This window comes from Croceivirga lutea, from assembly GCF_014235875.1.
Taxonomy (GTDB): Bacteria; Bacteroidota; Bacteroidia; order Flavobacteriales; family Flavobacteriaceae; genus Croceivirga; species Croceivirga lutea.
Genome location: NZ_JACJUK010000001.1, coordinates 384,487 through 408,193 on the forward strand (window position 1 = coordinate 384,487; position 23,707 = coordinate 408,193).

Annotated in this window: 25 protein-coding genes; 13 read left to right on the plus strand and 12 right to left on the minus strand. The window is 35.3% G+C overall.

Annotated elements, in window-relative coordinates; genetic code table 11:
• Positions 1–8 precede the first annotated feature (8 nt).
• Both H5V42_RS01765 and H5V42_RS01770 read left to right on the plus strand, forming a co-directional pair.
• Positions 9–674, plus strand: coding sequence for a uracil-DNA glycosylase (locus H5V42_RS01765; protein ID WP_185781396.1), 666 nt, complete (start codon positions 9–11; stop codon positions 672–674).
• A gap of 70 nt (positions 675–744) precedes the next feature.
• Positions 745–1,146 carry a response regulator gene (locus H5V42_RS01770; protein WP_185781397.1) on the plus strand — a complete coding sequence of 134 codons (402 nt, stop codon included), beginning with the start codon at positions 745–747 and terminating at the stop codon, positions 1,144–1,146.
• Here the strand turns inward: H5V42_RS01770 and H5V42_RS01775 are convergent.
• The 6 genes from H5V42_RS01775 to H5V42_RS01800 all read right to left on the minus strand — a co-directional run bounded on the left by H5V42_RS01775 (position 1,143) and on the right by H5V42_RS01800 (position 7,317).
• A complete protein-coding gene (locus tag H5V42_RS01775; protein WP_185781398.1) occupies positions 1,143–1,994 on the minus strand; it encodes a substrate-binding domain-containing protein in 852 nt (283 codons plus the stop codon). The two genes, H5V42_RS01770 and H5V42_RS01775, sit on opposite strands and share 4 nt — an antisense overlap.
• A complete protein-coding gene (ppk1, locus tag H5V42_RS01780) occupies positions 1,981–4,020 on the minus strand; it encodes a polyphosphate kinase 1 (protein WP_185781399.1) in 2,040 nt (679 codons plus the stop codon). Before ppk1 ends, H5V42_RS01775 begins: the two co-directional genes overlap by 14 nt.
• Before the next feature lie 55 nt (positions 4,021–4,075).
• A complete protein-coding gene (locus tag H5V42_RS01785; protein WP_185781400.1) occupies positions 4,076–4,948 on the minus strand; it encodes a nucleoside phosphorylase in 873 nt (290 codons plus the stop codon).
• Positions 4,948–5,883, minus strand: coding sequence for a DUF1835 domain-containing protein (locus tag H5V42_RS01790; protein WP_185781401.1), 936 nt, complete (start codon positions 5,881–5,883; stop codon positions 4,948–4,950). The genes H5V42_RS01785 and H5V42_RS01790 overlap by 1 nt, the downstream gene beginning before the upstream one ends.
• 147 nt (positions 5,884–6,030) lie before the next feature.
• Positions 6,031–6,360: a translation initiation factor gene (locus H5V42_RS01795; RefSeq protein WP_185781402.1), complete on the minus strand. Its 330-nt coding sequence runs from the start codon at positions 6,358–6,360 to the stop codon at positions 6,031–6,033.
• Between the two features lie 6 nt (positions 6,361–6,366).
• The gene (locus H5V42_RS01800) at positions 6,367–7,317 is read right to left on the minus strand and encodes an isopenicillin N synthase family dioxygenase (RefSeq protein WP_185781403.1); all 951 of its coding nucleotides are present in this window, start codon (positions 7,315–7,317) and stop codon (positions 6,367–6,369) included.
• 124 nt (positions 7,318–7,441) lie between these two features.
• Between H5V42_RS01800 and H5V42_RS01805 the strand changes: the two genes are divergently transcribed.
• The 4 genes from H5V42_RS01805 (at position 7,442) to H5V42_RS01820 (ending at position 11,322) form a co-directional block, all read left to right on the plus strand.
• Complete coding sequence (locus H5V42_RS01805) at positions 7,442–9,418, plus strand: alpha-ketoacid dehydrogenase subunit alpha/beta (protein WP_185781404.1); 1,977 nt, start codon at positions 7,442–7,444, stop codon at positions 9,416–9,418.
• 154 nt (positions 9,419–9,572) lie between these two features.
• The gene (locus H5V42_RS01810; RefSeq protein WP_185781405.1) at positions 9,573–10,055 is read left to right on the plus strand and encodes a lipocalin-like domain-containing protein; all 483 of its coding nucleotides are present in this window, start codon (positions 9,573–9,575) and stop codon (positions 10,053–10,055) included.
• A 4-nt stretch (positions 10,056–10,059) separates the two neighbouring features.
• Positions 10,060–10,752, plus strand: coding sequence for an OmpA family protein (locus H5V42_RS01815; RefSeq protein ID WP_229665645.1), 693 nt, complete (start codon positions 10,060–10,062; stop codon positions 10,750–10,752).
• Between the two features lie 252 nt (positions 10,753–11,004).
• Entirely contained in the window at positions 11,005–11,322 is a 318-nt protein-coding gene (locus H5V42_RS01820) for a hypothetical protein (protein ID WP_185781407.1), read from the plus strand.
• Between the two features lie 3 nt (positions 11,323–11,325).
• Here H5V42_RS01820 and hpf read toward each other — a convergent pair whose 3' ends face one another.
• From hpf to H5V42_RS01835, 3 genes are all read right to left on the minus strand, one after another.
• On the minus strand, positions 11,326–11,628 hold the full coding sequence (gene hpf, locus H5V42_RS01825; RefSeq protein ID WP_185781408.1) for a ribosome hibernation-promoting factor, HPF/YfiA family: 303 nt from the start codon (positions 11,626–11,628) through the stop codon (positions 11,326–11,328).
• Positions 11,629–11,763: 135 nt separating this feature from the next.
• Complete coding sequence (locus tag H5V42_RS01830) at positions 11,764–13,092, minus strand: MFS transporter (RefSeq protein ID WP_241731807.1); 1,329 nt, start codon at positions 13,090–13,092, stop codon at positions 11,764–11,766.
• A gap of 139 nt (positions 13,093–13,231) precedes the next feature.
• Positions 13,232–13,522 (minus strand): helix-turn-helix domain-containing protein, encoded by a 291-nt coding sequence (locus tag H5V42_RS01835; RefSeq protein ID WP_313792121.1) that lies wholly within the window; start codon positions 13,520–13,522, stop codon positions 13,232–13,234.
• Positions 13,523–13,605: 83 nt separating this feature from the next.
• Here H5V42_RS01835 and H5V42_RS01840 point away from each other — a divergent pair, with 83 nt between their 5' ends.
• On the plus strand, positions 13,606–14,148 hold the full coding sequence (locus H5V42_RS01840; protein ID WP_185781410.1) for a helix-turn-helix domain-containing protein: 543 nt from the start codon (positions 13,606–13,608) through the stop codon (positions 14,146–14,148).
• Here the strand turns inward: H5V42_RS01840 and H5V42_RS01845 are convergent.
• Positions 14,145–14,882, minus strand: a complete 738-nt coding sequence (locus H5V42_RS01845; protein WP_185781411.1) for an arylesterase — start codon at positions 14,880–14,882, stop codon at positions 14,145–14,147. The two genes, H5V42_RS01840 and H5V42_RS01845, sit on opposite strands and share 4 nt — an antisense overlap.
• 21 nt (positions 14,883–14,903) lie before the next feature.
• Between H5V42_RS01845 and H5V42_RS01850 the strand changes: the two genes are divergently transcribed.
• The 3 genes from H5V42_RS01850 to H5V42_RS01860 all read left to right on the plus strand — a co-directional run bounded on the left by H5V42_RS01850 (position 14,904) and on the right by H5V42_RS01860 (position 19,830).
• Positions 14,904–15,599, plus strand: coding sequence for an ABC transporter ATP-binding protein (locus H5V42_RS01850; protein WP_185781412.1), 696 nt, complete (start codon positions 14,904–14,906; stop codon positions 15,597–15,599).
• Positions 15,600–15,652: 53 nt separating this feature from the next.
• On the plus strand, positions 15,653–18,145 hold the full coding sequence (locus H5V42_RS01855) for an ABC transporter permease (RefSeq protein WP_185781760.1): 2,493 nt from the start codon (positions 15,653–15,655) through the stop codon (positions 18,143–18,145).
• 80 nt (positions 18,146–18,225) lie between these two features.
• On the plus strand, positions 18,226–19,830 hold the full coding sequence (locus H5V42_RS01860) for a hypothetical protein (protein WP_185781413.1): 1,605 nt from the start codon (positions 18,226–18,228) through the stop codon (positions 19,828–19,830).
• Between the two features lie 4 nt (positions 19,831–19,834).
• On the opposite strand, the gene H5V42_RS01865 is transcribed toward H5V42_RS01860, so the two are convergent.
• The gene (locus tag H5V42_RS01865; protein WP_185781414.1) at positions 19,835–20,737 is read right to left on the minus strand and encodes an EamA family transporter; all 903 of its coding nucleotides are present in this window, start codon (positions 20,735–20,737) and stop codon (positions 19,835–19,837) included.
• Positions 20,738–20,930: 193 nt separating this feature from the next.
• On the opposite strand from H5V42_RS01865, the gene H5V42_RS01870 reads away from it, so the two are divergent.
• From H5V42_RS01870 to H5V42_RS01880, 3 genes are all read left to right on the plus strand, one after another.
• Entirely contained in the window at positions 20,931–21,983 is a 1,053-nt protein-coding gene (locus H5V42_RS01870) for a leishmanolysin-related zinc metalloendopeptidase (RefSeq protein ID WP_185781415.1), read from the plus strand.
• Positions 21,984–22,134: 151 nt separating this feature from the next.
• On the plus strand, positions 22,135–22,326 hold the full coding sequence (locus H5V42_RS01875) for a cold-shock protein (protein WP_185781416.1): 192 nt from the start codon (positions 22,135–22,137) through the stop codon (positions 22,324–22,326).
• Positions 22,327–22,424: 98 nt separating this feature from the next.
• Entirely contained in the window at positions 22,425–22,883 is a 459-nt protein-coding gene (locus H5V42_RS01880; RefSeq protein WP_185781417.1) for a cold-shock protein, read from the plus strand.
• Positions 22,884–22,988: 105 nt separating this feature from the next.
• Here H5V42_RS01880 and folE read toward each other — a convergent pair whose 3' ends face one another.
• The gene (gene folE, locus H5V42_RS01885) at positions 22,989–23,693 is read right to left on the minus strand and encodes a GTP cyclohydrolase I FolE (protein WP_185781418.1); all 705 of its coding nucleotides are present in this window, start codon (positions 23,691–23,693) and stop codon (positions 22,989–22,991) included.
• Between the last annotated feature and the right edge of the window lie 14 nt (positions 23,694–23,707).

A 23,707-nucleotide genomic window follows, 5' to 3' on the forward strand; every position in this document is an offset into this window, starting at 1 on the left:
TATTTTAATTGAACATTCAAATAGCGACTTCTTGGAAAGAAAAATTACAAACAGAATTTGACAAAGCATACTTTAAATCATTAATTAGTTTTGTTAAAGAAGAATATCAAAATCATACCTGCTATCCAAAAGGCTCAGACATTTTTGCAGCGTTTGATTATTGTAGTTTAGAAAACACCAAAGTGGTTATAATTGGGCAAGACCCTTATCATGGACCTAACCAGGCAAACGGTTTGTGTTTTTCAGTTAAACCTGGTATTACCCATCCACCATCGTTGATTAATATTTTTAAAGAAATTGTTGCTGATATAGATACCGACTATCCAGAAAATGGAGATTTAGAACGATGGGCAAAACAAGGAGTATTACTATTAAACGCAACCTTAACTGTAAGAGCTCATGAAGCGGGTAGTCATCAAAATAAAGGATGGGAAAAGTTTACAGATGCGGTTATTTCAACAATCTCAGACAATTTAAACGGAGTGATATTCTTGTTGTGGGGTGGATTTGCCAAGAAAAAAGCAAAACTTGTAGACACCTCTAAACATCATATTTTAACCTCTGGTCATCCTTCACCTTTAAGCGCTAATAGGGGATATTGGTTCGGAAACAAACATTTTAGCATAACAAATCAAATTCTAGTAAACAGCGGTGAAAAACCCATAAAGTGGTGAAAATTACATTACATTAAAATATTTAATATTGTAATGCGTTATTTCTTTCAGTATAAGAAAAATCCTACTATTGAAAGAGTTAACTACAGTATTATTGATTGATGATGATTTAACCACCAACTTTTTGAATAAGTTTTTTGTTGCTCAACTAGATTCGAATCTTAAAGTTGAAACAGCAAATAATGGTAAGGAGGCTATTGATTTTATAGAGGCCAACAAGGATAATCAAATATTTCCCATGATGGTAATATTAGATACCAACATGCCAGAATGTAATGGTTGGCAATTTCTAGAATTCTTTAATAAATTTGATGAAGTAGTTAAGTCGCAAACAAAGATAGTAATGATTACACCATATGATTCGCCTGAATCTAGAGGTAAAGCTTTGCAGGACCCAAATGTAAAAGATACTGCTCAAAAACCGTTGTCAGATATTAAATTTAGGGCTTTAATAAATAAACATTTCTTTTAAACGGAAGCTAAAAAGAAAGAGGCAGGACGTATTTTATCTACTAATTTTAAGTCAACCAATGTCTTTTGAACATGATTAATTAACTCTTCTGATAATTGCTCTTGTCCCCAATATGTATGAAACAACCAATTGGTAACATCTTCTTCTTTTTGTCCGTATACATTAGCGATACTTCTGTTAATACTCGGAATATCAGCAAATTCCTCTGAATAGGTGTTTATAACATCTAAAACATGTTTAATAACACCCGGCTCATTTTTTAAAATTGAATCCGTAGCTGCGATAACAAAGCATGGCCATGGAGTAGGGCAATCATCAATTCTCCTAAAAGTGCCATTATCTACCAATGGTTTGGTGGTAAAGTGTTCCCACATAAAATAATCGGCTTCTCCTTTAGTTAAGCTTTGAACAGCATTATCTAAATTATTAACCACTTTAAACTGTAAATTCTCTGTTGACCATCCTTGGTTTTGGGCATTAACAAAAGCCATTAAATGACTTCCACTGCCAAATCTACTTATAGCAGCTGTTGCGTTTTTTAAGTCAGTTAGATTTTTATAATTACTATTGGCGGCCACATGTATTCCCCATAGCAAAGGCGATTCTACATAGGTTTGAATAATTTTTGAAGGATTGCCCCCTGCAATACTTTTTACAATACCTTCGGTTAGAATAATAGCTAAATCGGTTTCCTGTTCTGCTAGCATTTTGGCCATTCTACCAGTACCTTCAGGAATATCTGTCCATTCTAATTCAATACCTCGTTCTTCAAATGCTCCTTCATCATTAGCCAAATGCCATGGAAAGTTAAAATGCTCAGGAACCCCTATTACTCTAATCTTTTTCATCTAGTTTATTTTTTAAATATTCATAGATAGCATATTGCGAACGATTGTCTGCTGCTTGTTCAAAAGTTTGAACTTTTAAATTACTATCCGCTTCATCTAAAATACGTGCCTTAACGTTATCTGTAAGTTGAATAGCTAAAATAGCTTTTAATTCTGCAAATACATCTTTATCTAAAATAGGTGTTAACACTTCAATTCTTCTATCAAGATTTCGGGTCATCCAATCGGCAGAACCCATAAACATTTTTTGATTACCCCCGTTTTCAAAAAGGTATACACGGCCATGTTCAAGATAACGGTCAACAACACTGGTGATTTTTATAGGCTTTTCATTAGGTAGTAAATTAGTATTTCTAGGAACCAAACAACAGAAACCTCTAACAATTAGGCGCACTTCTACACCAACTTCGCTAGCACGGTATAAAGCTGATATCATATGCGAGTCTTCTAAGCTATTCATTTTAGCAACTATACGAGCTTCTTTTCCAGCTTTGGCAAACATCATTTCATTTTGAATTAACTGCATAAAAGTGCTACGTGTGGTAAAAGGGGAAACCAACAACCTTTTAAGCTTTGGTATAATGAGTTTTCGTTCCAAAACTTCAAACACTTGTGCTAAATCTAATGTTATTTTTTTGTGAGCAGTAAACAAACCATGGTCACAATAAATTTTTGCAGTTTTGGCATTAAAATTACCAGTGCCTATATATGCAAAGCGTTGCATAACGTCATCTACTAAACGTTCTACAAGTGCGATTTTTGAATGCACTTTTATATTAGGCACGCTAAAAATTACTTCTGCGCCTTTTTCTTGAAAAATTTTACCCCAATGAATATTGTTTTCTTCATCAAAACGAGCTTTAGCTTCAACAAAGAGCACTACTTTTTTACCATTTTCTAATGCTTTGAGAATAGCATCTGTAAGCACCGATGTTTTAGCAATTCTATACAAAGACATTTTGATGGCTGTTACGTTTTTATCTAGAGCTGCTTGCATGATAAATTTTTCCACAACATCAAATTTTTGATATGGAAAATGAACCAATTGGTCTTTAAAAGCAATGGTTTTGAATAAATCTGTTGAAGTTGAAAGTGTAGGATGACGTAACGCAGGTTTTCTTTTGTAGTATAAATGTTCTTTCTCTGCGATTTCAGGAAAAGTAAAGAAGTCAGATAAATTGTGATGGTTACCACCCAATACCATATCAACATCAGCCAAGTCTAAAGCAGACTGTATGGCTTTTACCAAAGATATGGGCATTTCTTTTTCATATAGTAAACGAGTAGGTTGACCAGAATCACGTTGGCCTAAAGATTGATAAATTTTATCCACCAAATCGTTATCTGTATAGTCGTCGTCTAAGTATAATTCTGCATCTCTGGACATTTTGATTGTATAACTAGCCAGAATTTTAGTGTCGGGGAATAGTTCTTGCGCAAAAAGCTTTAACACATCATCTAAAAATATAAATTGATGCTTTTCGCCCCCCAATGGAATAAATCTTCCATATTCCTCAACAGGTATTTTAACTGTTTCAAATTTTTGAGCAGAAAATTGAGCAATTAAATAAATTGTGCTGTCTTGAACATGGTCCTGTTCCACAATATTTATGATATTACAATGTTCTTTAATAGCATTAGTAAATAGTTCTTGTAAGAACAATTTTTGCTCTTGAGTAAGGTCTTCTCGTGTTCTTATATAAATCCCTTCTTTTTCAAGTTCTGATAAAGTAGTCTTTATGGTTTCACCAAACTGTTTTTGCTGTTTGGCTACAATATCTAGTATAATCTTTAAGGTTTTATTGGTTTTTGTCATAAGTCGCTTACGAAGCGACTTGTCAACATTTTTTAACTGGCGCAGTTGTGAAATTCTAACTTTAAAATACTCGTCTAGATTGGAAGAAAAAATAGCCAAAAACTTCAAACGTTCTAAAAGTGGAGTAGTGGTGTCGGCAGCTTCTTGTAATACACGTTCATTAAAAAAAAGCCAATTGATGTCTCTATTTTTGTAGGGTCTATTTTCCATGAATTCAAATGTAGAGAATACATTTACAATTGTTTTAAAGTAAATGTTAAGAGGATTACTTGGTTAAAACGTCTAATGTTAAAACAATTAGCTTTTCAACTGTTTCTTGAGGTGTTTTTGAAAAGGTTCCATTTGCTCTGTTGGCAAGTATAGCGTTAAGTGAAATTGCTTCATGCCCAAGAAGTTTAGCTAAGCCATAAATACCAGCAGTTTCCATCTCCAAATTGGTTAGTCTCTCCCCTTCAAATTCAAATGTACTTAACGTTTCAAAAAAGTCTTTTAATTTAGGTTGTAGTTGTAAAATTCTACCTTGAGGTCCATAAAATCCTGGACTAGTCACTGTGCATCCTTCTTTAAATAAAGTGTTTTTAAATAAACTAGATAAGGTATTACTACCATCAAAGACATATGGATTAATAGTATGCTTAGCCCAGTTTAAATGTTGATGTAAAGCATTTTTAAATCGTTTATTTTCTAAATCTTTAGTTTCATAAAAATGTAGTAAAGCATCTATACCTATAGCTTTTTTGGTAAGCAAATAACTATCAATAGCAATATCTTTCTGAAAAGCCCCAGAAGTACCAATTCTAATAAACTTAAGTTTTGTTTTGGTTGATTTTGGTTTTCTTGTTGTAAAATCGATATTAAATAATGCGTCTAGCTCATTAAAAACAATATCGATATTATCTGTGCCAATACCCGTAGAAATTACAGAAATACGATGCCCTTTGTACCAGCCAGTATGTGTACTAAATTCTCGCTTTCCTTTTTTCAGTTCAATCGAATCAAAATGTTTAGAAATTTGACCAACACGTTCTTGGTCACCAACGGTGATGATGGTTTCTGAACAATCTCCTGGCAGTAGATTTAAATGATATATACTACCGTCAGCATTTAATATTAATTCGGAATCAGGAATAGATTCCATTATAGTTTATGAATTCTACCAGCCGCTTCGTTATACAAGAAGTTATACTTTAAGGAACCACCTAGATACGATTGATTATCACGTATTTTAGCATAAAAATTTTCTTGCCCAGCTAATACTTCTTTTCCTCTTTTAGTCAACTTAACAGGATTAAAAGAATTGAAAAGTGGTCTAAGGTGAGCTAGCATACGCTCGTATTGCGAATCACCAAATCCATAATACCCTTGATTAGTTAAAAGTCTACCTAAAAAGGCTTTTTTAGAATCTAATTTCTCTGTGTCTGCAATTTCTAAAGCTCTATTCTCGACCGCATTTAAACCATTGGTGATAGTTGGAAAGCGTTTTAAATGTGCTTGTATAGCATCAGAAAGGTAGTCAAATTGATAGGTACTAAAATCGGTCAGATTTTCTAATCGTATAGGATTATCACTACAATACAATTGCCAAACATAGTCAGCATACTCAATATCATCTTGAGTTAAAAGTTTCTTGTTTTTGTAGAGACCCATTACTTGGTCATCAGAAAGCTCATTTAAAGCGTATAGCTTATCTGAATTGTCTTCATTTCCACTGCAAACCAAATAAATTTCTGCATGTCTTCTATGCGTTTTTAGCCAGCTGATAACAGCTAACATATTTATTTGACAAAACAAATCGTATTCAAACCAAAGAACTATTTGGTCTTGTTGCTTGTGGTTACAAAGTGAACGGTATTCCTTTAGTGTTTTCTCAATAAACCAAGACTTAGAAACTTTGTAGTTTTTATTAAGAAATTCAAAACGTGTCTTCCAAAACGACTCGCTTCCTACCGTGCTTAATGTTTTTCCTTCACACAACATTTCACGCCAAGTGATAATGTCACCATGTAGGGGGAGTTTTTTCAACCTACTAGTGAAACTGTCCCCATTGCTTATATGCAAAAGTGATGCCTTCATCTTTGAGATTAGGTGTTAGTTGGTTAGGAGGTAAATGTATAAGTTATAATGGGAAAACAAAAATTTAAAAGAAATAAACTGTGTTAAACATCGATAATTTTAACAGCTTGTCGAATAAAATTTGAAAAGACTAATCGGTCTAAAACTCTAGCCTCCAACACGTTTCACTTTAAACCCATTATTTTTAAGGAATTCCATAATTTTTTCGCGGTAATCCCCTTGAATAATTATGGTTTCATCTTTAAAACTGCCTCCAACACTTAATAAAGATTGTAAAGCACTGGTAAGCTTTTTAAAATCTGTTTTTGCACCATTATAACCCTCTAAAATTGTAACAGGCTTTCCTTTACGCTTTTCATATTTGCATATAATGGGGTCATCTTGCAACCAAAATTGTGGTTCAGTAGTGTTATTATTTGGAGTTTCTTCTGGTTTGTGGTCAGGAAATAAATTCTGTAACTGGTCTTTTAAATCCATTCCCTTTTATTTTTTAACTAAACCGAGTTCAATTAAACGCTCATGTAAAAACTCACCAGCAGTAATGTCTTCAAATTGTTTAGGATTATCTGCGGTAATACAGTTCTCAAGACAATTTAGTGGCATTTCACTAATAGGATGCATAAAAAACGGAATAGAATATCTAGAAGTGCCCCACATTTCTTTTGGAGGATTTACAACTTGATGTATGGTTGATTTCAATATGTTATTAGAATGTCTAGAAAGCATATCACCAACGTTAATCATTAATTGCCCAGGTTGTGCAATGGCATCAATCCATTCACCTTCATGATTTTGAACCTGTAAACCTCTACCTTGAGCACCCATTAAAAGCGTAATTAGATTAATATCACCATGAGCTGCTGCTCTAACTGCATTTTTAGGTTCTTCTGTTATTGGCGGATAATGAATAGGTCTTAAAATAGAATTCCCATTATGAATATAATGGTCAAAATAAGTCTCTTCTAAACCTAGATAAAGCGCTAAGGCACGTAAAACATATTTGGCAGTTTTCTCTAACTGCTGAAAAGTCTCTTTGCCAACTTGATTAAACTCTGGCAACTCATTAACGATAACATTGTCAGGGTATTCAGCTTTTAATTTAGAATTGTCTTCCACATATTGTCCAAAATGCCAAAACTCTTTTAAATCGCCCTCTTTACGACCTTTAGCGTGTTCTTTTCCGAAAGAAGTATAGCCACGTTGACCACCAATACCTTCAATTTCGTACGTGTCTTTAATGTCTTGTGGTAGTTCAAAAAACTTTTTTACTTGAGTGTATAAGTTATCCACCAATTCATCAGACAAAAAATGACCCCCTAAAGCCACAAAACCTATTTCCGAAAAAGCATTTCCAATTTCATCAATAAATTTTTGTTTAACCGTTGGGTCGTCAGATAAAAACTCTTGAAGATTTACACTGGGTATTGCTTTCATAATGCTTTAGGTATTAAGATGAACAAAAATAATCAATAATAAATCCTTTCAAGAATTATAGTTAGAACAAATTAGGTTTGTTTTAAATTTGAGAAACACACTGCCAATTTTAAACAACACTTTTATGAGATATCACATTGGTGATTTAGAAGATAAAAAATTAAAAAAACTATACCTAAGTATGTTGAAGCCTCGAATGATTGAGGAAAAGATGTTGGTGTTGCTTAGGCAAGGTAAAATATCTAAATGGTTTAGTGGAATTGGCCAAGAAGCTATTGCAGCGGGTGTAGTAAATGCTCTCAAAACCAATGAGTATATTTTACCAATGCATAGAAATTTAGGAGTATTTACAGGCAGAGGTATTCCTTTAAATAGGCTGTTTGCCCAATGGCAGGGCAAACAAAGTGGGTTTACCAAAGGTAGAGACCGTAGTTTTCACTTTGGGTCAAAAGAACATCACATAGTAGGTATGATTTCACATTTGGGTCCACAACTAGGAGTAGCTAACGGTATAGCTTTGGCCGATGTTTTACAACAACAGAGAAAAGTTACTGCTGTTTTTACAGGTGAAGGAGGAACAAGTGAAGGTGATTTTCATGAAGCATTGAATGTAGCTTCTGTATGGAATTTGCCGGTACTTTTTTGTATAGAGAATAATGGGTATGGTTTGTCAACGCCAACGAATGAACAATACCGCTGTAAACATTTAGTGGATAGGGCCAAAGGTTACGGTATTGAAGGCCGTACTATTGAAGGAAATAACATTTTAGAAGTATACACAAAAGTAAAAGAGCTTGCTAAAGCCATACGAAAACGACCAAGACCTATGCTCATAGAGTTTAAGACTTTTAGAATGCGAGGTCATGAGGAAGCAAGTGGAACAAAATATGTTCCAGAAAAACTAATGAAAACATGGGAAGCTAAAGACCCAATTACCAATTATGAATCTTTTTTATTAAAAAATGAAATTATTTCAGAAGAATGGATTCAAGATAAAAAGCTAGAAATTTCTAAAGAAATTGATGAAAATCTGGCATTAGCTAACAACGAAAGTGAAGTTATTAGTTCTTCAAGTAAAGAATTAAGTGATGTATATTATAATTTTGATAATAAGATGGTAGAGCTATCATCACAAACAAATAATATACGATTTGTTGATGCCATTTCAGAAGGGTTAAAACAAGCTATGCACCAACATAAAGACCTTATTATTATGGGGCAAGATGTGGCGGAATATGGCGGTGTTTTTAAAATCACAGAAGGTTTTGTTGAAGAATTTGGTAAAGAGAGAGTACGTAACACCCCTATTTGTGAATCCATTATAGTGTCTACAGCTATGGGATTAGCAATTAATACTATAAAATCAGTAGTAGAAATGCAGTTTGCCGACTTTGTAAGTACTGGTTTCAATCCTATTGTTAATTATTTAGCAAAAGTGCATTACAGATGGGGACAGCCTGCAAACACCGTTATAAGAATGCCTTGTGGGGGCGGTGTTGGTGCCGGCCCATTTCATTCGCAAACTAACGAGGCTTGGTTTACAAAAACACCAGGCTTAAAAGTGGTATATCCGGCATTTCCTGCAGATGCAAAAGGTTTAATAGCAACAGCTATTAATGACCCCAATCCCGTACTCTTTTTTGAACATAAAGGTTTGTACCGAAGCGTATATGGAGATGTCCCTCAAGGCTATTACACCTTACCTTTTGGGCAAGCAAGTATTATTACCTCTGGTACACAAATAACCATAGTAAGCTATGGTGCGGGCGTACATTGGGCTTTAGAAACTTTAGAGAAACATCCAGAAATAGATGCAGAATTAATTGATTTAAGAACGCTCCAGCCACTTGATACCGCCGCAATTTATACTAGTGTAAAGAAAACGGGTAAATTAATTATTCTACAAGAAGATAGTTTGTTTGGCGGAATTTCCAGTGACATTTCAGCAATGGTAACCGAGAATTGTTTTGAATACTTAGACGGCCCAATAAAAAGAGTGGGGAGTTTAGAAACGCCTATTCCGTTTGCCCGAAGTTTAGAAGAAAACTACTTACCTAAACAACGATTTGAAGAAGAATTAATAGAATTACTTCGATACTAGTTTTCGAGTTAATAATTAATTCTTTTCCATCCATCTATACTTTACAGTAAAGGTATCTTGCGTGCAGTTTGTCGGTTTTAACAAATTATTAATGACTCCTTGGTGTCTTAATAAATTACGGTAAACGTAACTATAAACAGCAAAATACTTTTATATGAAAACAACTAAATATATGCTTCTGCTAATGGCATTCGGCTTTTTAGCATCTTGTTCGGTTTCTAAATCTGCAAGAACACAACGTAATATTATTAGTGGCACTTGGATTTTAAACAACATCGATTATCAAAACAATTCTGGAGCATTTTCTTCGGTATTGTTCGGTGATGCCAAAGACATCTGTTTTGAGGGCAGTCAATGGTATTTTAGAGATAACAATAGCACAGGTAACTATACCATAGAACAAGGCTCTTTATGCCAAGGTGGAGACCGTTTTATACGTTGGTCAGTTGTAGAGCCTGCAAATAGTGTTAGTCAATTACAATTCAAATTTATTGATGAAAAAAGAAACGATCTTTCAGGCGGATATGGTTATCGCTTAAATATTACCAATCTAACGGAAACTCAAATGACGCTAACCTCAAATGTGTCGGTTGACGGAGAAACCGTAACTGTAGTTTATGAATTTTCAAAACAATAAAATAATGATAACAACAATTAAAAAATCAACAGCATTATTGATAGCCTTTACTTTTTTGGTAGGCTGTAATGCGGTTAAAAATGCAAATAACACACAAAAAGGCGCTACTATTGGCGCAGCGGGTGGGGCTGTAATCGGCGGAGTAATTGGTAATAATGTAGGCAAAGGTAATACTGCTTTAGGCGCAATTATTGGCGCAGCTGTTGGTGGAGCGGCTGGTGGATACATTGGTAACCGAATGGATAGACAAGCAGAACGTATTGAACAAGAAATTCCTGGAGCGGAAGTGCAACGGGTAGGAGAAGGTATAAATGTAACATTTACTGAAGACGCAGGAGTGTATTTTGATACTAACAAATCAGACGTTAAAGGTACTTCGGCTACAACTTTAGATAAACTTGCTGGAATATTCAAAGAATATCCGCAATCAAATATTCTGGTAGAAGGTCATACAGATAGCGCCGGTAGTGAGGAATATAATATGGGGCTTTCTCAAAAACGTGCGGAATCGGTAACCAATTATTTGGTAACACAAGGTATAAGCGGAGGTAGATTTACAACAAAATGGTATGGAGAATCTCAACCCAAGGAATCTAACGAAACCGCTGAAGGTAAAGCGCAAAATAGACGAGTAGAGTTAGCCATAATAGCCAATGATGAATTAAAAGAAGAAGCTATACAACAAACCAAAGGGTAATATGTTAGTTTAGCGGAAAGTAGACAACCGAAAGATTCAGTTTTTGCTGAGTTTTTCGGTTTTTTTATACAATATCCTTATAAAATTTGTGTTATAGTTTACTAATGATTGCTCATCGATATTGCGGCAATCGTTAACAACAAACAAAACTAAAGTTATCTCTCTGTTAAGGTTATGAGAACCTGATATTTATCAGTTTTTTCTGACGTTATATTTTTAATTTTGTGGGATAGCTAAAAAAATCCCATAATCGTGACAACAACTACTGAAAATTTTACAGCCATTGAAACGCTAAAGGTACGTGTAGAACGCGACCATAAATCAGTTTCTCGAATGTTGCTTAAACTAAGGTCTTACCGTTTTGAGCCTAAAGATTACGAATGTTTCCAATTATTTCAGCGAATTAAAACAGATTTAACGTTATTGAGTGAAGACCAAGTTAAATCAATTAATAATTTGAAAAAGAAACAAGTAATCAGCGAATCATTTAAAACTGAAATAGAAGGCTTATTGCTGCGTTTCAAGCAAGTTGAGCAACGACTCGCTGAATACTTGGTTAAATTGGCTTAACCCTTAGTAATTCTTCAACTTAGATTTATATTTTGCCAATTGATGCTCTAATGCTTTTAGCGCTTCATTAATGGAATGTTGAAATTCCTTGGCATTGGCTTCAGCGAACAACCTATCATTTGGTACATTAATACGTATACCTGCAACTTTTCCTTTTTCAGGGTCAGACGAATTTTCTTTTTTGAAGTAAACATCCGAGTCTACCATAAATTGATAGCGGTTGCTTAATCCTTTTAATTTTTCTGTTGCGTAAGATTCTAGACGTTGGCTAGAGTGTACATCGTGATATTCAAAGTTTATTTCCATAGTTGTAAATACATTTGCTATTAGTAAATTAAAGATATTACTTGTTTTGCTCCTAGAGTTTGACTTTTATCATAAATCCTTCTAAAAATAAATATGAAGAAAAGTACTATTTAACAAGCATTTTTAATTTTACAATTACGCTTCCACATTTGGTAATTGAAAACTACGGTAGGCGCCGTAAATACCAAAAAGGGAAAGTACAAGAATCACTCCTTCTGTTGAAATTAGAGCCACTAATGCACTAATGCCACCTGTAATTAGAAGTATTGCACCAATAATGGTATTGCTTACAGATACATAGTCGGTTCTTTGATTTCCTTCAGCCATATCAACGATATACGTTTTTCTTCCTAATCGAACTCCACTATGCGCAATACCTAACAAAAAGAAAGCAACCGGATAAAGCCAAAAAGAATTTCTCAAGAATGGAATATAGGTGATAAAAACAAACATTAGAACACCCAAGCCGGCGGCTAAAAGGGCTGAAATACTCATAACATTTTTACTGTTTTTATCGGCCATACGTCCCCAAATTGGTGCGCTTATAATTGAAGCCAGACCATTTGCTAAGATGAATAACCCTAATAAATAACTTTCTTTACCTAATTGATTCTGTGCCAATAAAACATAAAAAGGTGCGGTTAATGCTGAACATAACAAAAGTGACCTAGCAATTATAAAGTTTCTGAAGTTTTTATCTGATTTTACCAAACTCATGCGGTCAATAGCCTCTTTCCATGCGTTTTTACCACCTTCTGTAGCGCCTTTGTATTCTATAACTCTACTGTACAGCAATGCAGCAATTACCCAAAGTGAAGCAGCAAAAAATAGGGTGGTAGCGTAGAAGGTTACATCAGCCCCATTTTTAGATTGACACATAATATATAACCCAGCAATAAGCACCAAAACCCCTGATGCAGAAACGGTATAGCCTTTTAGCTTTCCTCTTTTCTTTTTGGGTATGGTTTTGCCTAAAACATCTTTTGAGGCCACAGAACACAACCCCCTAGAAAGACTAAATAAGATAAGTAATGCAATTATTGCCCAACCTGCAATAGTTCCTTTTAAAAACAAGGTTACTGCACCTATACCAGCAATACTTAAACCTTGTAAAATACAGCCAATTACAAATACCCATTTTCGTCTCTCCAGTGTTCGCACATAACTAGCAATAATTATTTGAGGTAGCATAGACCCAGATTCTCTTATGGGTACTATAAAGCTGATAAGATAAACAGGAGCGTTAATATAGCTCATAACCCACGTTAGCACAGTTTTAGGATTGCTGAGGGTATCTCCAAGCTTTGTAAGCGTATTACTTAAAAGGATTATAAAATAATTGCCAGGCGCTTCTTTGCATTCTTCTTCACTAATTCCTTTACATGCTCTGGCATCTTCAATAGTATTTAGATAGTCATAGAGTTGTTCTAGTTTACCGTTTTTAGTCATTTTGGTCTGGTACAATTAAATGGTTAGGTATCCTTTAATTTTAGGGCACAATAATGAAGGTTAGAAACCATCTTTTTTTAATGAATTTACAGTTTTGAAAATTGGTCCGGCTTGGACCATGAATCATTTATTTTATGCTTTAAAAAATTAAAGTTTAAGCAGAGCAAGCACTTCGTTTCAACAATTGGTATTCACCGTTGGTTTTAAATTCTTTCAATGAGGTTCCCGAATAACGTTTAAAGGTTTTAGAGAGGTGACTTACATCTGTAAAACCTAACTCATCTGCTATTTGAGTAAACGTATAATCGCTATTAAGTAAACGTATTTCTACAAGTTTAAGCTTTGCTTTTATCATATACTCGCGTAAAGACATTTTCATTTGCTTACGGAAGAATTCGCTTACATAAGTGGTCGACATGTTAAAAATTTCAGCTAAGTTTTCTATTCTAAGTAGGCTTTACTATAGACTCCAAGTTGTTAAAAGTTTTAGCAGAAAGAAATCCTGTAGTATTGAAACAAATTGAATTTATGGAAACAACACGACATTTATCCGCTTTATGGTCACCTAATGTGAAACTTACTACAGTACATACGACTCAACTTTCTAAGTTAAAAATGAATACCTATCCTGAAGGCTTTAAAAAATCATTTTATGAAACTATTCTAATTGAGTTTTTAAATGAAATCTTTACATCACAATTGAAAACTATTTCAAATAAGATTAATCAGGTAAACACTATACCAAAGACTACTAACCTTATGTATAAAGTGCATGATTATTTAACCTATAATCTTCACAGAAGTGTAACTATTTCAGAGTTAGCTATGTTCGCAGGAATCAACACAACAAAATTGAAAACCGACTTTAAAAGTACTTTTCAAACTACGGTTTTTAAACATCTTACAAGTTTACGCATGCAAAAAGCATTAGTTTTATTGCGAGAGTCAGAGAAATCAATTGCTCAAATATCACATCAAGTAGGTTACAAAAACCCCCAACATTTTACAGTCGCTTTTAAAAAGTATTATGGTTACTTACCCAGTAAAATTTCTAGAAGCAATAAAAATTAAGGTGCTATCACCTGCTTTACATAAGGCCACACATTCTTAGCTAGAATTTGATGCCCTTCAACTGTTGGGTGTATACCATCTTCTTGATTCAATTCTGCTATACCACCTACATCTTTTAATAGAAATGGAACTAGAATTATTTTATTTTGCTCGGCCAAATCTATAAATAGCTGACGAAACTGTGTTGTATATGCTTTTCCCATATTCGGAGGCAATTGCATACCGGTGAGCACAATAGGAATATTAGGGTTTTTGACTCGAACTGCATCAATAATGGCCTGTAAATTTTCTTTGGTTTCGGTTAAAGGTATGCCTCGTAATCCGTCGTTTGCACCCAATTCCAAAACAAAAGCAGCAATCTCTTGTTTTAAAATCCAATTAATTCGGCTTCGGCCTCCAGAGGTGGTTTCTCCGCTTACACCAGAATTCACTACCTGGTAATTCCAACCAAGAGAATCAATTTTAGATTGAATCACTCCCGGGAACGCATCGTTTTCATCTTCCAACCCATAGCCAGCGGTTAAACTATCTCCAAAAAATAAAATCACTTTTTTATCTTCAGTAATTGTGTTGGTTTCCGCAATAGATTCAACGTTGGCTTCTGTTTTCTTTTTTTGCGTTGTTTCATTTTTACAAGAAACAAGCATTAAAAAAAACATTAAATAACAGAACTTTAAGAAGTTTTGATTCCTTCGGAGTAGTGAATCTATAAACGATTGTTTAGTTTTAGCCATTAGAGCGAAAGTGAATTTTAGATGAGCAACTCAAAGATATTAAAGATAAGCGGGCTACGAAAAACCTATACTAGCGGAGCTAAAGAATTAACTGTTTTAAATGATGTTTCTTTTGATGTCGATAAAGGGCAAACTTTTGCTATTGTTGGCCCTTCGGGCAGTGGTAAAACCACTTTACTAGGCTTATGTGCTGGTTTAGATACCGCCAATGCAGGAACGGTAGAATTGTGCGGGCATCAATTATTTGCTTTAAATGAAGATGAGCGTGCTCAACTCCGAAACAAAGAGGTGGGATTTATTTTTCAAAATTTTCAATTACTTCCCACACTTACAGCTCTTGAAAATGTTAGTGTTCCTCTCGACTTACAGGACGATAAAAATGCGGCCAATAAGGCCAAAGAATTATTAGAAAAAGTAGGGTTGGGTAATCGTTTAGACCACTATCCGTCGCAATTATCGGGTGGTGAACAACAGCGGGTAGCCTTAGCTAGAGCATTTTCGAATACGCCTTCCATTTTATTTGCAGATGAGCCTACAGGGAATCTTGATGAAGAAACAGGAGAAAAAGTAATACAATTGCTTTTCGAGCTAAATAAAGAGGCTGGAACCACATTAGTGATAATTACACATGACCTAGATTTGGCTCGCAGAACCCAGCAAATTCTTCGTCTAAAAGGCGGGCAAATAGTAACTAACGAACCAGCAACTTCAATTTGAGTACAACAACTATACAATCTAAAAACAAAACAAATACCGCTTGGCTTTTTAAAATGGCTTGGCGAGATGCCAAAGCTAGTAAGATACGCTTACTACTATTTATGGCATCTATTGTACTGGGTATTGCAGCTGTAGTCTCAATTCAATTGTTTAGTGAGAATTTAAAAAATAATATACAAGTGCAATCAAAAGCCCTAATGGGCGCAGATTATTTGATTGATACGGACCAAGAGCCTACAGAACGTGCACAGCAAATTATAGATTCCTTAGGTCCAGATGCTATGGAGGTCAATTTTGTCTCTATGATTGCTTTTCCTAAAAATGGTGGAACCCGATTAGTACGTATTCGTGGAATTCAGGGTGATTTTCCATTCTATGGTGAAATAGAATCAGAACCTAAAAACGCAGGAACTAGGTATCAAGCCGAAGGTGGTGCGTTAGTCGACGCTACTTTAATGCTTCAATATAATGTAGTGCCCGGTGATTCTATTAAGGTGGGTGAAATAACACTACCTATTCAAGGAGCGCTAAAAGCAATACCAGGAACCACTGCTATCTCCACCTCTGTAGCACCTCCGGTGATACTGCCGTATCAGTATATAACCGCAACTGAGCTGTTACAATTTGGTAGTCGTAAAGAATATCAATATTTCTATAAAGATGCGGTAGTAGATTTAGAAGCTTTAAATTCCGTTATAGACCCCAAACTCGATTTAGAGAATGCAGATATAGATACGCACACCAGTACCAGTAGTCGTTTAGGTAGACGCTATGATAATGTAGGTAAATTTCTAAATCTAGTTGCGTTCATAGCCCTGTTATTAGGTTGTGTTGGCATTGCGAGCTCTGTAAATATTTACATTAAAGAAAAACTACCATCGGTAGCGGTTCTAAAATGTATGGGTGCCACTAGAAAACAGAGTTTTCTTATTTTTTTAATACAAATTGCCGGAATTGGTTTATTGGGCGGAATTCTTGGCACCACTTTAGGTGTGCTTATTCAAGAGCTTTTTCCATACATCTTAAAATCGCTTTTACCATTTGAGGTGGAAGTAGAAGTGATACCCCAGCCCTTAATTTTAGGTGTACTCCTCGGGGTTTTAATGAGTGTATTATTCGCTTTACTACCCTTGTTACGAACATGGTATGTTTCTCCTTTAGAGGTACTTCGAATTACAACCGAAACTACGTTTAAATCGCGTAAGGCAAGATGGATTTTAGCGGTATTTATTCTAGGTTTTTTGTATGCCTTTTCTTTCTGGTTGCTTAAAGATGGTTGGTATGCTTTGGCTTTTGTTGGAGGTGTAATAATCACTTTCGCCATATTAGCTGTAATTGCGTTGTTAACCATGCGATTAGTAAAACGATTTTACCCTAAAAAAGCGTCGTACACTATACGCCAACCCTTATTAAATTTATTTCGACCTAACAATCAAACACTAGTGCTGTTGGTGGCTATTGGATTGGGAACTTTCTTAATTGCAACACTCTATTTTACAAAGGATATTCTATTGGCTAAAACCAGTATTGAAGACACAGCTCAAAATCCTAATATAGTTGCATTAGATATTCAAACAGCACAGTTAGATTCCGTAGTACAAACATTTGAGAAAAATGATTTAGAGGTAATTAATAACATTCCTTTAGTCACTATGCGAATGCACAGTATTAAAGGCGTAACAATTAATGATATTAAAAAAGATACTACAAGTAGTGTTCGCGGCTGGATTCTAAATCACGAGTTTAGAACAACCTACAGAGATAGTTTAATTGCTTCAGAACAATTGCAACAAGGGGAGTGGGTAGCCCAACATAGAAGCGGAGAACCTATTCCAATTTCCATCTCAGATAATATTGCTTACGATGCGCAGGTAGCTATTGGCGATAACCTTGTATTTAATGTACAAGGCGTACTTATGAAAACTGTGGTAGCGAGTATTCGGCAAGTAGATTGGACACGTTTACAGCTTAACTTCTCTATTGTTTTCCCCAAAGGTGTTTTAGAAGATGCGCCACAATTTAATGTGCTAACCTCTTACGTGCCCGATGAAAAACGTTCTGCATATTTGCAGCGCGACTTGGTAGAGCAATTCCCAAATGTTTCAATTATTGATTTACGGCAAGTGTACACCATTATCGAAGACATCTTAGATAAGGTTTCTTGGGTAATTAATTTTATGGCGTTCTTTAGTATTTTGACGGGAATAATAGTGCTTATTGGTTCTGTACGAACTTCAAAATATCAACGTATTCGAGAATCGGTTTTGTTACGAACTATTGGTGCTAAAAACCATCATATTATTAAAATAGCTGTGTTAGAATACTTGTTTTTAGGAGTTTTGGGTTCTCTAGTAGGTTTAGTTTTAGCTCTTGTAGGCAGCGTGTTTTTAGCGTATTATCTGTTTGAAGAAGCCTTCGTTCCTTCTATAATTCCGTTTTTAGTGTTTCTTCCTGCATTGGTTTTATTAATCGTAGCTATTGGATTAAGTAATATTAGACCTGTACTTAAAAGCGCCCCTTTAGAAGTATTACGAGGTGTAGGGTAACTAAAAAATTGTTAAGTTGCTATGTAACAAATTGTAGGTATACCTAACTAATAGCGTAATCAATCAAAAAAACACAAAAAATGAATACAATTAAAACAATGCTATGCGCAGTAATGCTCTTAGCGTTTACCGTATTTGGGGTAGCCCAAGAAGGGTTAACCACAACGCAATGGCAAGCAGATGTAGATTTTTTAAAAGAAGAAGTTCATTCTAATTTTCCCTTTCTATTTAAAAAAGTAACTGCTGAAGAGTGGGATGCCGCTGCTGCTGAATTTCGAAATGCTATACCCAACTTAGAATCCCATGAGATTAAAGTGGGTTTTTCAAAAATGGTAGCAATGTTTAAATACGGTCATACTCAAGTACCGTTTAGCACTTTAGCCAAATACGGTGTGCTTCCTGTGAATTTATATCACTTTAAAGATGGAGTTTATGTTGAAGGAACCACCAAGGCACATGAAAAAATAAATGGAGCAAAAGTGTTGAGCGTAGGTGCATTTTCGGTTGAAGAAGCCCTCGCTATGATTCGCCCCGTAGTACCAGTTGAAAATGACAGTTATTTTAAAGCTTATGGCATACGTTTTTTAGGTGTACCTGCCGTATTACATGCACAAGGTGTTATTCCAGAACTGGGGACCACTGTAGAAATAACCGTTGAAAAAGAGGGTAACACCTTCACCTATGCCTTACCGCAAATAGCGTATGAAGATTTATCAAGAGATTACAACCTAACTAAACCAAATGAAACTTGGATAAGCGCAAGAAGTACAGCTGACACCCCATTATACCTTCAAAAATTAAATGACACCTATTTTAATTTTGAGTATTTACCAGATTCTAAAACTTTGTATGTGCGTCAGAGTTCGGTATTTGACCATGAAACCGAAACTATTGCAGAATTCTACCAACGTTTATTTGCCTTTGCTGATACTAATGAAATCTCAAAATTCATTTATGATGTACGTTTAAATGGAGGTGGAAACAACTATAATAATAAAGGGTTAATACAAGGAATTTTAGCCCGTCCCGAATTAAATATAGAAGGTAAATTCTTTTTTATTATTGGTCGACAAACCTTTTCTGCCTGCCAGAATCTTACCAATGAAATTGAAAATTATACCAATGCGATAATGGTAGGGGAACCTACGGCAGAAAACAAGAATTTTTACGGAGACAATAAGAAGGTAACCTTGCCCAACTCTAAAATAAATATGTATTTATCTTTTGCTTGGTGGCAAGACCTACCGCAGTGGGAGAATGCAGATGCTACTTTTCCTATAATCGGAATTGAACCCACTTTTGAGGAATACCAAAATAATCAAGACCCGGTGCTAGAATTTATTTTAACTCAAGATATGAGTGATATAGTAACTGACCCAATGGAACATTTTACCCAATTGTTTATGCAGGGTAAAGTAGACCAACTGCGTACAGATGCTGCTCGCATTCTAAGCGACCCTTTATATGCTGCTATACCTTTTGATGTGCAATTTATGAAAGCCGCTGAAAATTTAGAGTTTCAAGGCCAGCATGAAGGGGCTTTACTCATTTACCAATTGCTTACCGAAAGCTATCCAGAACATGCAGAAGTCTGGTCTAAGTTTGCGCATATGTTAGAAGTAGTTGGCCAAACAGAAGCAGCTCAGCAAGCACGCCAAAAGGCAGAATTATTAGGTGGAAAATAGGCTACTATCCGCTATACAAAATCAAGAAAACACCCAATAGAATTCCAAAGAGTGGAACCAACTTTTTTCGTTTGTTCTGCTCTTTAAATAAGACACCACCAAGAAGCACGGCTATGAGTAACTGACTTCTTTTTATGGCAGAAAGCAACATTATTAACGCTTCTGGGTCTTGTAAAGCTTTAAAATAAAAGTAATCGGCAAATTGCAACAACACACCTACCAAAGGTATGCTCCAACGCCAATCAAATTGTAGCTTTTCACCCAAAGTGCTTCGGTATTTAATTAGAACTATTAGGCCTACAATTAGCATGGTATAGGTGCAAAACCAAAACTGTAGGGTAGGTGGGTTCAGATTTACTGTTTGTACCAAATACTTATCATATAAACCACTGCTTGCCCCTAAGAAAGTTGCAGCGATGATAGCGTAAATCCATTTGTTGCTTTTAAAAATAATGCCTTCTTTCTTACCAATTTGGGAATACAAAAAAACCGAAAGAATAATAATAAAAAATCCTATCCATTGGTAAGGATTTGGGCGTTCTTGATAGATAAGCATGGCACCTAAAAAAGTAAAAAACGGTCCGGCTGAGCGTATGGGGGTAACAATAGTAATGGGCAAATGTTTTAGCGCCTGATAAGCCAATACCCAAGATGTAGCCATGATGAGCGCCTTTATCACGATTAACAAATGGGTCTGTAATGAAATTTGATACACAAATAAATTAGCTTCCTTAAAATAGGAGGGAAACCAACGCGAACCCAAATAGAGCGGAAGTAATACCAAAAACCCAGCAGTAATAGTGCCCAATAACACGCCGTACACTTCATTATTACGAACGGCATGCTTTTTACATAGGTTGTGTAATCCTAAAAAAAGTGCTGCTAATAAGCCCAAGTACATCCACATAATGCGCGCGAAGATAAGAGTATTGTTTTAGCCAAAAACTACCGTGAATAAAATGCTCTATACAAGGAGCTACATACGAACAGTTTAGCAACTGAATTTTTTAATGGTTATTCATCGATTTTGTTAAATAATTATTGACATATTGTTAGTATTGTGTTATTTTAAACAAAATTTTAACTAAAAACTCAAATTAATGAAGAACACTATCACGAATTACACCAAGTTAATTTCACTTGGGTGTTTAGCTTTAGTATTTGGTTTATCTTCTTGTTCTGAAGACACCATTCAATCAGAAACCCTAGAGACTCCTTCAGCTTCTCAAGGTATGATGGTACAACTAAAAGCTAATCCTACTGAGCCAATTATTATTGAAGATTTAACTACGGCTGAATTAAAAACCACTGAGGCACCTGGCGTAGACCGCGGACGGTTCAATATTACACTTAAATACGTTTTACCGCCAACAGAAAGACAACAAGCTGTTTTTGAAGCTGCTGCTGCTCGTTGGGAACGTATAATTATTAAAGATGTACCATCTTTTACTGGGAGTATTCCATCTGCCTTCGAAGGCTTTCCAGATGCTGTAGATGGCACCTTAGATGATATTGTAATCGAAGTTGCCTTAGCACCTATAGATGGGCCAGGTAGTATTTTAGGTCAAGCAGGTCCAAGATTTGTGCGCACAGATGATTTCTTAACCTTATCTGGGGTTATGTTTTTTGATGTAGACGATTTAGACTTTTTAGAAGAGTTAGATTTGTTTGAAGAAGTAATTGTACATGAAATGGGACACGTTTTAGGTATAGGTACGCTTTGGAATGTAGCTGACTTTGGTTTCCCAAGAACCTTAATGGCTGGTTTACCAGACACTCCTTATTTTACAGGACGTAAGGCTAATGTATTCTGGAATGCAGAAGGTGGTACAGGTGAATTACCTATCGAAGCAGATTTTGGTCCTGGAACCGCGTTTGGTCACTGGGATGAAGCTACTTTAAATAACGAATTAATGACAGGTTTCCTTAACCTTGGTGAAAACCCGTTAAGTAGAATTACTGCAGGTTCTATGAAAGATTTAGGCTACGGCGCAGCAAGTGTAGGTGAGTCTTATGATTTACCTAAAGGAACTCCGGGTGTTGATGCTGAAACCTTAAGTACAGAAGGTCCAGAAGATATGCAAGGTATTCATATTGCTAAAATGGAAGAGATTCTTGGTCCAATCGGTTTTGTGACTAGCAAGAAGAAATAATAACACTTTTTTAAATATAAAAGCCCAGAATAGCGATTCTGGGCTTTTTTTTTGGTCAATTACCTATCTTAACTAAAATAAAATCAAATATTTAGCCAATTACTCAATAATTAGCCCCATATTTGCACTTTAAATTTTTTAATATTTTATAATGAGTAAAGGAACAGTTAAGTTCTTCAACGACACCAAAGGTTTTGGTTTTATTACAGAAGAAGGTGCAAGTAAAGAGCACTTTGTACATGTTACAGGTTTAATCGACGAGATTCGCGAAGGTGATGAAGTTGAGTTCGAACTTGAGCAAGGAAAAAAAGGATTGAATGCAGTGAACGTAAGAGTTATCTAAGTATATAGTATCAATTTTTTTAAAAGCCTATCCGAAAACGGATAGGCTTTTTTGTTTTAAATCTAGTAAAGCCGTACCTTATCGGCCTAAATCCATATATGGCAAAATCACAACAAACATTTAGTAAAAGAGAAAAAGAAAAGAAGAAATTAAAGAAGCGCGAAGAAAAGCAAAAGAAAAAAGAGGCACGCAGAGCTGAGGCTAAAGAAAGCGATGGCGGAATTCCTTTTGCGTACGTAGACCAATTTGGTAATCTTACAGATACTCCACCAGACCCGGCAGATAAGGTAAAAGTTGATGCGGAAGATATTGTGTTGGGTATTCCACAAAAAGAAGAAACAGACGAAGATAAATTTGACCCAATCAGAAAAGGAAAAGTATCCTATTTTGACCACTCCAAAGGTTTTGGGTTTATCATCGATACTGAAACCAACGAGAAACATTTTGTACATGTTTCTGGTCTTAATGACGAAGTAAGCGAGAACGATAAGGTTTCTTTTGAATTGGAAAAAGGGCAGCGCGGTATGAACGCCGTTCGTGTAAACCTTGATAAATAATAATTGGTTTTATAAACCTGTATAACGTAAAAGCACCTACTAAAAATAGTAGGTGCTTTTTTATGCATGTCTGAATTGCATCAACTGCGGCGTACCGCCAACAGTTTAGTTATTTATATAATTGTAAAGCTCTTGTATTTTTTCAGGCGAATTAAATTTACCCCCGTAAAACGAAGTTACCGTAGCTGACGTATCATCTTTTATTCCTCTAGAGGAAACACAAAGGTGTTTAGCATCAATAATTACGGCAACATCTTCTGTTTCTAAAATAGATTGTAATTCTAAGGCAATTTGATTGGTTAATCGTTCTTGCACCTGCGGGCGTTTGGCAAAATATTGCACTATACGGTTCAATTTTGATAACCCAATTACCTTACCAGAAGAAATGTAAGCCACATGGGCTTTTCCAATAATAGGCACAAAATGATGTTCGCAGTTAGAATAAAAGGTAATATCCTTTTCCACTAACATTTGATTGTACTGGTATTTGTTTTCAAATAACGCCACTTTAGGTTTGTTAAGCGGGTCTAAGCCAGAGAAAATCTCATCAATATACATTTTAGCCACACGCATTGGGGTACCCTGTAGAGAATCATCAGCAAGGTCTAAACCCATGACATCCATAATTTGGGCAAATAAATCGGCTATACGTTCTTTCTTCTCTAAATCACTTATGTTAAAGGCACCTTCTTTCATAGGTGTTTCAACACCTGTGTACATGTGGTCATCACCAATTTCATCATGATTGTGACCATTCAATATTCCGTTACCGTTAACTAAGCTTTCAAGTACTAATTCTTTTTCTTTCATAGTTTTTTAATTCC